Source organism: bacterium, from assembly GCA_016873475.1.
GTDB lineage: Bacteria > Krumholzibacteriota > Krumholzibacteriia > JACNKJ01 > JACNKJ01 > VGXI01.
In genome coordinates, this window is sequence record VGXI01000018.1 from 21,218 (window position 1) to 29,715 (window position 8,498).

The following is an 8,498-nucleotide window of genomic DNA, read 5'->3' on the forward strand; positions in this document are numbered from 1 at the left end:
AGTCCCTCCGCCCGCTGGCGGCCAGTGCTCAGTCGCTTTTTCCGCGCTGGGTTCGCGTTGCGGAGTCCTGGGCCTCCTTCGCCGAGTCGAGCGCCCAGCGCAGGTAGTCCGGCAGCACGGCGCTCGCGGCCACCGCGATCCCCTCCGGCACCTGGTAGGGATGGAGGGCCGCGAGGCGCGCCAGGCAGTCGGCGGGCCGCAGGGTCTTGGCGACGAGGAGCAACTCCGCGCTGCGCTCGAGCGCGCCCTGCCAGCGGTAGACGCTCAGGAGCCCGGGCAGGAGCTGCACGCAGGCGGCGAGGCCTTCGCTGACAAGCGCCTCGGCGATGCGCTCGCCCTCCTCCCGCGCAGGGACCGTGCTGAAGACCAGGTAGAGGGCCGCCTCAGGCGCGGCGACGGGTGCCGTCATCTCCATCCGCCACCTCCTCTTCGCTGTCCACCGCGGTCTCGCCGGTCAGGCGAAAGCCCAGGCGCAAGGCGACCACGCTCTCCGGCTCGCCGCCGAGCAGCGCGACCAGTTCGGCGGCCTTGGGCGCCGCGTCCTGCACGGCCAGCTCGACGAGGACCGCGCTTGCGGGCAGCGCCGCGCCGCCCGCCTCGCGCGCGAGCAGGGCCTCGGCCGCCGCGAACTCGCCGAGCGCGACCGGTCGCAGGGCGAGCAGCGCGGGCCGCAGCTCCAGCGTGCGCAGTTCGCGCTTGCGCTCGCGCCGCAGGGCGATGCTCGGCCGAGCGAGCAGCGCCGCGCAGCGCGCGGCCAGCGCCTCGCCCGTGGGGCCGGCGAAGCGCACGAGGAGCCGCGCGGCCGCCAGGCGGCTCGCCAGGCGCGCCGGCTCCTCGCGGTAGGCCGCGAGCAGGGTGAGCCCCTCGGGGAGGGCCGGCTGCAGGCGTTCGATGAGAGCGGCCGGGGCGATGTCGGCGCGCAGCTGCATCTCGATCTGCTCGGCGAGGCCGGCCATGCCCAGGGGCAGCGCGGGCGTGAAGCTCAGCAGGGGGTGCGGGTGGAAGCCCCGGCTGTAGGCCACCGCGAGCCCCGCGCGTCGCAGCGCGCGCGGCCAGACGCGCAGGAGCCCGAGGTGGCTGAGCAGCCGCGCGCCGCCCGTCTTCGCGTAGACGAGCCGGTAGCTCACGGGCGCCAGGCTGAGCGGCGCCGGTCGGGCGGCGGACAGGGCGACCAGCTCGGCCTGGAAGTCGATGCGCTCGGCCTTCATCGCCGAGAGATCGCAGGCCACGCCGCAGTGGTAGCAGACCAGCGGCTTCGCCTGCGCCTGGGCGGCAGCGAGGCTCTCCGGGTGGACGATGGCGCCCTTCGGCTTGCCGCAGGGGGGCGAGAGACGGTCCTTCAGGCTGCGGCGGTACTCCAGGGCCAGGAAGTCCTTCGTCACGCCGGGGTCGACGTGATCCCAGGGCAGCGCGGCATCGACGGGCAGGGTGCCCAGGTAGCGCCCGGGTTCCAGGTCCAGCTCGGCCATCGCCTCCAGCCAGAGGTCGAAGCGGAAGTGGTCGTCCCAGCCGTCGAAAAAGCAGCCCTTGGCGTAGGCGCGCTCGATGAGCTCGCCGACGCGGCGGTCGCCCCGGCTGAGCACGCCCTCGAGTGCGCTCACCTCGGGATCGTGCCACTTCAGGCGCAGCTTCCGCTGGCGGGCGAGGCCGATGAGGAGGCGCTGCTTCCCGGCGAGGGTCTCCATCGTGTCCATCGCCGCCCACTGGAAGGGCGTGTGCGGCTTGGGGACGAAGCTGCTCACCGAGCAGGTCACCTGGGCGGGTCGCTTGCGCCCGGGCAGGCCGCGCGCGACGGCCAGGCAGCGCGCACCCGTCTCGACGATGCCGGCCACGTCGTCCCGTGTCTCCGTGGGCAGGCCGATCAGGAAGTAGAGCTTCATGCTGTCCCACTTGCGCGAGAAGACACGCCGCGCGCTCTCGAGGATGTGCTCTTCGCTGACGTTCTTGTTGATGACGTCGCGCAGGCGCTGCGTGCCGGCCTCGGGTGCGAAGGTGAGGCTGGTCGCGCGCACCTGCTGGAGGTCGTCGAGCAGGGCCTCCGGCAGGCCGTAGGCCCGCAGGCTGGAGACGGCCAGGCTCACCTCGCCCTCGTGGGCGAGGCGCTCGACGAGCTCGCGCACGAGGGGCACGATCGCGCTGTAGTCGGCGGTGGAGAGGCTGGTCAGGCTGACCTCGTCGTAGCCGGATTCCCGGAGGCCGCGCAGCACCGCGTCGACGACCGCGGCCGGGCTCCGCTCGCGCACGGGCCGGTAGATCATCCCCGCCTGGCAGAAGCGGCAGCCCTCGGTGCAGCCGCGGGCGATCTCGATGCCGTGGCGGTCGAAGATCGCGCTCGCCTCGGGGATCGGCGTGTCGGTGGGGAAAGGGAAGCGGTCGATCTCGGCCACCTGCGCGCGGGCGATCGGGTAGGGCAGCGCGGGGTCCGCCGGCGGGACCACCACCGCGAGCCCCGTGTCCGGCTCGACGCGCGTCGCATAGAGCGCGGGCAGGTAGCGCCCGGGCGCGCCGGCCAGGCGGCGCAGGCGCTCGCTGCGCGGCAGGCCGAGCCCGCCGAGCGCCGCCCAGTCGCGCATGAGCCGAGGCAGGGCCTCCTCGCCGTCGCCGAGCACGAAGCAGTCGATGAAGGGCGCCAGCGGCTCGGGCTCGAAGGCGACTGGCCCGCCGGCGACGACGAGCGGGTCGTCCTCGCCGCGCGCCGCGCCCCGCAGGGGAATGCCGCCGAGCTCGAGCATCAGCAGGATGTTCGTGTAGGTCAGCTCGTATTGCAGCGAGAAGCCGACGAGATCGAAGGCGGCCAGGGGCGTCGCGCTCTCGAGGCTGACGAGCGGCAGAGCGGCGGCGCGCAGCTCGGCCTCCATGTCGGGCCAGGGCGCGAAGACGCGCTCGGCGGCGAGGTCGGGCGCCTGGTTCACCAGCGAGTAGAGGATCTTGAGCCCGAGGTGGCTCATCCCGATTTCGTAGAGGTCGGGGTAGGCGAGGGCGATGCGGCTCGTCAGACCGAGCGGGTCCTTGACGACCTGGTTCTGCTCGCCGCCGGCGTAGCGGCCCGGGCGCAGCACGCGTCCGATGATCTCGCGGTAGGGGTGGCCGGCAGGCAGCATCGCGGTTCCCTGGTTGGAGGCTGCCTGCTAATATACCCGCCGTCGCCGGCCGGCGGAACCCCCGGAGCTGCGCATGTCGAGTGCGATCAGACCCTTGGCTCTCCTTTGCGGCGCGCCCGCGAGGCGCGGATGACGCTGCCTCTGCGCCCGGAGCTACTCGCCGAGATCGCGGCCTGCGCCGCCCGCGTGGCGGCGCAGGGCTGGGCCGAGGCGGGCGCCGGCAACCTCTCGCTGCTCGTGCCCCCGGGGCGGCTCACCCGCCCCGTCAGCGACGGCGAGCGCTTCGAGCCGGGCTGGCCGGCGGACTATCCGCGTCAGCTGCCACCGGGACACCTCCTCGTCGTGAGCGCGGCCGGGGCACCGATGCGCGCGCTCGCCGCGGAGCCCGCCGCCCATCTCGCGCTGCTCGGCGAGGGCCCGCGGGGGCTCTTTCGCCTGCGCGGGACCCCGCCGCCAACCAGCGAGCTAGCCTGCCATTTCGCTGTCCACGCACGGCGGGGGCGGCCGGGTGCGCTGCTGCACGCGCACGCGGACTTCCTCATCGCGCTCAGCCTGCTGCCCGGCCTGGCCGCCGACGGCGCGCTGGAATCGGCCCTGCTCGGCCTGATGCCGGAAACGGCGGCGATGCTGCCGGGCGGTTTCGTCCGCCTGCGCCCGGCGGCGCCGGGCAGTGCCGCCCTCGGCCTGGCCAGCGCGGCGGCCCTGGTGGAGGGCGGCGCCAGCGCCCTGGTCTGGGAGCGCCATGGCGCCCTCGCCCTGGGCGAGTCCCTCGGGCCGGCCCTGGACCGGCTCGAGGTGCTCGAGAAGGCCGCCCGGATCTGGTGGCTGGCGCGGCGAACGGGTGAGGATCCCCTCGACGCGCGGGTGCCGATGGGACCCGATCCCCCCACTACAAACCTGAAATAATCGCCGCCTGCTGCTCGCGCCGGATGCAATGCGTGCGAAGAAGTGATACGCTGCCTCCGAATTCCAGCCGAGGAGGGAAGTTCATGCGAAAGCTTGCGCTCCTGTTCCTGCTGGCGCTCGTGCTCGTCGTGAGCTGCGCCAAGCTGCCCGAGAAACCCGCGGCGGTGCGAGGCGACATCGCCTATGTCCGCATGATCGCCAAGGACGCGATTCCGGCGGCCTGGGGCCGTCTGGTGGCGGTCAGCAACAGCGCCGACTTCGGCCACATCTTCCAGCTCTGGTTCGAGGACGAAGGCGGCGCGGTGCGGGTGGCCTTCTATGACATGCGCACCAACAGCTTCCAGAGCGAGGGACGCCTCATCCCCCGCAGCCAGGAGGGTGTGCGATGACGAAGCTCGTCAGTGTGATCAGCCGCGTGCTCTTCGTGTTCGCCTTCTTCCTCGCCGGCCTGGCGGTCTGGGAGAAGCTCGCGAATCTCCTGGGTCAGACCCTGTTGCGCACCTACACGCCCTCGCGTCTGCTCGAGCTGTCCGCGGTGATGCTGCTGTTCGTCATCGCCCTGCAGCTGCGCGAACTCAAGCTGGGCGGCGGGCGCTAGGCGCAACCCGGAGGCAATCCCGCACCTGCCCCCGGGGGCGGGTGCGGGCACAGAGGCGAGGCCTGCGACCCTCGGGCGCCCTTGGGTTGGCGTCCCTCGCGACGGCGATCGGCGTCACGCTCGGGGACAGGCTGCTGCCGCTGGTGGAGCGCTGGGGTTCCTGCCCGAGGCGATGGCACCTGACCTGCCGCGCCGACCCATTGACAGTTGTTGCCTATCCAGGCATGATTCAGCGCTTTCACGATCTCGGGGCACTTACCCCGAGTCGCACTCCGCGCCACGGCCGCCGGACGCTGAGGATCCGGCGCCAAGGAAGAGACATGGCCTACCAGGTCGCTTGGTCGGAGCAGGGCGTCCTCGTCGCGATGGCGGGGGATGTCGACATCAAGGAGTTGAACGAGGCCAACGGTCGCCTGCACGGAGATCCGCGCTTCGACGGCATGCGCTACCAGCTCTGGGACCTGCTCGGCGCCAGCCTCGGCTCCATCACCCGCCGCGAGATCGAGCAGCCCAGCGCGATCGATCTCGTCGCCGCGCGGATGAACGCGCGAGTCAAGGTGGCCCTGGTGACGGTCTCGCCGCACGACGTCCAGATCTCCGAGCACTACGCGGCGCGCTCGGCGAGCCTGGGCTCGCCCTGGGAGATCCGCATCTTCTCGGACCTGGCCGCGGCCCGGGCCTGGTGCCTCGAGTAGCTCCTCGCGGCGCGGTGCCCCTCGCCTCCGTGCCCGCGGCCCGTTGACGCCGAGCGGCGCGCCCCCTATCCTCGCCCCTTCCCGCCCTTCAGCAAGGAGTCGCGATGAGCGAGCACGACTACTGGCGCATCTTCCCGCGCATGCCCCGCCGCGTGCGCATCGGCGACATCACCGTGCGCGACGGCTTCCAGCACCTGGAGCGGTTCATCTCCACGCGCGCCAAACTCTACTACCTCGAGGAGCTGATCTTCGCCGGCTGCCGCTCGATCGAGGTGACGAACCTGGGCAACCCGCACCTGATGCCGCAGTTCGCCGACGCCGAGGTCCTGCTCGCGCATCTGAGAAGCGAGGCCTTCCGCAAGCGCTGCGCGAAGCGCGGCATCGACATCGACGAAGTGGTGACCACGGCGGTGACGATCCGCGAGACGGGCGTGGACCGCGCGGTCGAGCTGGCGGCCCAGGGCGTCGGCCCGGATCGCCTGCTCATGATGGTCTCCACCGAGGAGGAGCACCACTTCGCCAACTCGGGTTGCACGCTGCCCGAGTACTGGAAGGAGTGCGAGCGCTCGATCCGCAAGGCCCACGACGCTGGCATGACGATGTGCGGCACCGTGAGCACGATCTGGGGCAGCCCGATCGGCGGCGCCACCAAGCTCGAGGACGCGCTGGAGTTCACCCGCCGCTGGCTGGCGATCGGCGCCGACGACATCGAGCACGCCGACCACGACGGCAGCGCCTCCGCGCCCGATGTCTACCGCTACTTCGCGATGACGCTGGACGCGCTCCCCGACACCAGCCTGCACATCGCCCACTTCCACGAGACCAAGCGCGTGGCCGCCGCCTCCGTGCTCGCGGCGCTGCAGGCCGGCATCACGCAGTTCGAGGCGACCCTCGGCGGGCTCGGCGGCCAGCCGGCCAACTTCCTCGACGACTCGCCCGTGCCCGGCACCGGCGACTACTACTATGACGACCCGCGCTACGTCGGCCTCATCTGCCTGGAGGACCTGCTCGTCATGGTGGACGAGATGGGCATCGCGCACGGCTGGAACGTGGACCGCGTCCTCAAGCTCGGCCGCCAGCTCGACAAGACCGTGGGCTTTCGCACGCGGGCCGAGGCGCCGATCAACGGGCGCACGCTGAAGGAGGGCCACCCGCGCTTCGCGCGCCCGGGCCTGGCGGCGCGCAAGGCCAAGCTGGGCGAGCAGCCGGGGCAGAAGCTGCCCGCCGACTGGCCGGCCGAGCTGGCGCTGCCGGCGGAGGCGAAGGCGCAGCGGCGCTGATGCTGCCGGCCAACATCCTCGCCAGCCGCCGCGGCCGCCTGACGGCCTTCAGCCTGCTGTACCTGAGCGAAGGCATCCCCTTCGGCTTCAGCGCCACTGCACTCGCCACCTACCTGCGCCAGTCGGGGATCTCGATCGCCGAGGTGGGGCTCTTCATCGCCTCGCTCTACGCGCCCTGGGGCTTCAAGCCGCTCTGGGCGCCGGTGGTGGACCTCGTCAACCTGCGCCGCTTCGGCCACTACCGGGCCTGGATCGTCTTCGCGCAGGCGATGATGATCCTCACGCTCGCCCTCGTCTGGGCCGTGGACCCGGGCACGAACCTGAAGCTGCTCACGCTGCTGATCGTCGTCCACAACATCTTCTCGGCGACGCAGGACATCGCGATCGACGCCCTCGCCGTGAACGTGCTGCCCGAGCACGAGCGCGGCGTGGCCAACGGCTTCATGTTCGGGGCGAGCTACCTGGGCCAGACCCTGGGCGGCAGCGGCGCGCTCTTCATCGCGGGGCGTTTCGGCTACGGGGCGACCTACCCCTACGTCTGCGGCCTGCTCGCGCTGCTGCTCGTGGGGGTGTCGTTGCGTCTGAGCGAGCCGCAGCGGGCGCTCGCGGCGGCGGCGGAGGCCGTCACGGGGCGCCTCGCCGTCCTCGCCGCGATCGGCGCGCGGCTGAGGACCTACGCGGTCGAGCTCTATCGCGGCTTCTTCCGCTCGGGGCGCGGGCCCCTGCTCGGCATGGTCTTCGCCGCCGTGCCCAACGGCGCGCTCGCCCTCGGTCTCGCCCTCGGCAACACGATGCAGGTGGATCTCGGCCTCAGCGAGGAGCAGATCGCGAGCCTGGGCGTGCAGAGCACGGTGCTCGCCGCCCTCGGCTGCGTGATCGGCGGCTGGGTGAGCGATCGCCTCGGCCACCGCAAGATGCTCGCCCTCTGGTACGCGCTGACCACCCTGCCCACCTTCTGGCTCTCGGGGCAGTTCACGGGCGCGAGCGGCATGGCGGGCGTGACGGTGCAGAGCTAAACGGGCGTGTCGCTCGTCTACAGCTTCTTCTCGGGCCTGATCTCGGGGACGAACATCGCCGTCTTCATGGGGCTGACCAGCCCGCTCGTCGCTGCGACGCAGTTCTCCGGCTACATGGCCCTGCGCAATCTCACCTACACCTACTCGAGCGCCTGGCAGGGCCGCCACGCCGAGCTGCACGGCTACCTGGCCACGCTGCGCCTGGACGCCTGGATCGCCTTCCTGCCCATCCTGCTCATTCCCTTCCTGAAGCCACGCCGGGGCGAGACACCGGGGCCTGCTGCGCCCGCGCCGGCGGATCCCGCCTAGCATGATCGCCGGCGCCCCCGAGCTGCCGCTCCGGCAGCGGGCCATCCTGCGCTTCTGGGCGCCCCTGGCCGCGACCTGGCTGATGATGGCCGTCGAGGGCCCCGTGCTCGCCGCGCTCATCGCCCGCCTCGCCGAGCCGAAGCTGAACCTCGCCGCCTACGGCGTCGCCTTCGCCTTCGCGATCATCGTCGAGGCGCCCGTGATCATGATGATGAGCGCAGCGACGGCCCTGGCCGGCGCGCCCACGGCCTACCGCCGCCTGCGCCGCTTCAACCAGGCCCTGATCGCGCTGATCACGGTGACGATGCTCATCATCCTGATCCCGCCCGTCTTCCGCTTCATCTTCGCGGACCTGATCGGGCTGCCGCCCGCGGTGCAGCGGCTCACGCACCGCTCGCTCTTCATCCTGCTGCCCTGGCCGGGGGCGATCGGCTACCGGCGCTTCTACCAGGGGATCCTGATCCGCCACGGCTACACGCGGCGCGTGGCCTACGGCACGATCACGCGCGTGGCGGCGATGCTGGCGACGGGCCTCGCGCTCTACTTGCACGGCGGCATCGAAGGGGCCTGGCTGGGCGCGGCCGCGCTCTTTT

Annotated in this window: 10 protein-coding genes; 8 read left to right on the forward strand and 2 right to left on the reverse strand. The window is 72.1% G+C overall.

The annotated features are described in order from the left end of the window. Positions 1-28: 28 nt before the first annotated feature. Together FJ251_03100 and FJ251_03105 are read right to left on the reverse strand one after the other, a co-directional pair. Positions 29-409, reverse strand: a complete 381-nt coding sequence (locus FJ251_03100; GenBank protein ID MBM4116715.1) for a divalent-cation tolerance protein CutA — start codon at positions 407-409, stop codon at positions 29-31. After that, the gene (locus tag FJ251_03105; protein MBM4116716.1) at positions 384-3,101 is read right to left on the reverse strand and encodes a TIGR03960 family B12-binding radical SAM protein; all 2,718 of its coding nucleotides are present in this window, start codon (positions 3,099-3,101) and stop codon (positions 384-386) included. The genes FJ251_03100 and FJ251_03105 overlap by 26 nt, the downstream gene beginning before the upstream one ends. A gap of 129 nt (positions 3,102-3,230) precedes the next feature. On the opposite strand from FJ251_03105, the gene FJ251_03110 reads away from it, so the two are divergent. The 8 genes from FJ251_03110 to FJ251_03145 all read left to right on the forward strand — a co-directional run. After that, the gene (locus FJ251_03110) at positions 3,231-4,007 is read left to right on the forward strand and encodes a hypothetical protein (GenBank protein ID MBM4116717.1); all 777 of its coding nucleotides are present in this window, start codon (positions 3,231-3,233) and stop codon (positions 4,005-4,007) included. An 83-nt stretch (positions 4,008-4,090) separates the two neighbouring features. Then, a complete protein-coding gene (locus tag FJ251_03115; protein ID MBM4116718.1) occupies positions 4,091-4,396 on the forward strand; it encodes a hypothetical protein in 306 nt (101 codons plus the stop codon). Beyond that, the gene (locus tag FJ251_03120; protein MBM4116719.1) at positions 4,393-4,605 is read left to right on the forward strand and encodes a hypothetical protein; all 213 of its coding nucleotides are present in this window, start codon (positions 4,393-4,395) and stop codon (positions 4,603-4,605) included. Before FJ251_03115 ends, FJ251_03120 begins: the two co-directional genes overlap by 4 nt. A gap of 320 nt (positions 4,606-4,925) precedes the next feature. Further along, entirely contained in the window at positions 4,926-5,300 is a 375-nt protein-coding gene (locus tag FJ251_03125; GenBank protein ID MBM4116720.1) for a hypothetical protein, read from the forward strand. Between the two features lie 104 nt (positions 5,301-5,404). Then, positions 5,405-6,580 carry a pyruvate carboxyltransferase gene (locus FJ251_03130; protein ID MBM4116721.1) on the forward strand — a complete coding sequence of 392 codons (1,176 nt, stop codon included), beginning with the start codon at positions 5,405-5,407 and terminating at the stop codon, positions 6,578-6,580. Next, positions 6,580-7,596, forward strand: a complete 1,017-nt coding sequence (locus FJ251_03135) for an MFS transporter (GenBank protein MBM4116722.1) — start codon at positions 6,580-6,582, stop codon at positions 7,594-7,596. Before FJ251_03130 ends, FJ251_03135 begins: the two co-directional genes overlap by 1 nt. Positions 7,597-7,602: 6 nt before the next feature. Next, entirely contained in the window at positions 7,603-7,905 is a 303-nt protein-coding gene (locus tag FJ251_03140) for a hypothetical protein (protein MBM4116723.1), read from the forward strand. Between the two features lies 1 nt (position 7,906). Continuing rightward, positions 7,907-8,498 (forward strand): hypothetical protein (locus FJ251_03145; GenBank protein MBM4116724.1); only part of this gene is annotated, 592 nt, incomplete at its 3' end.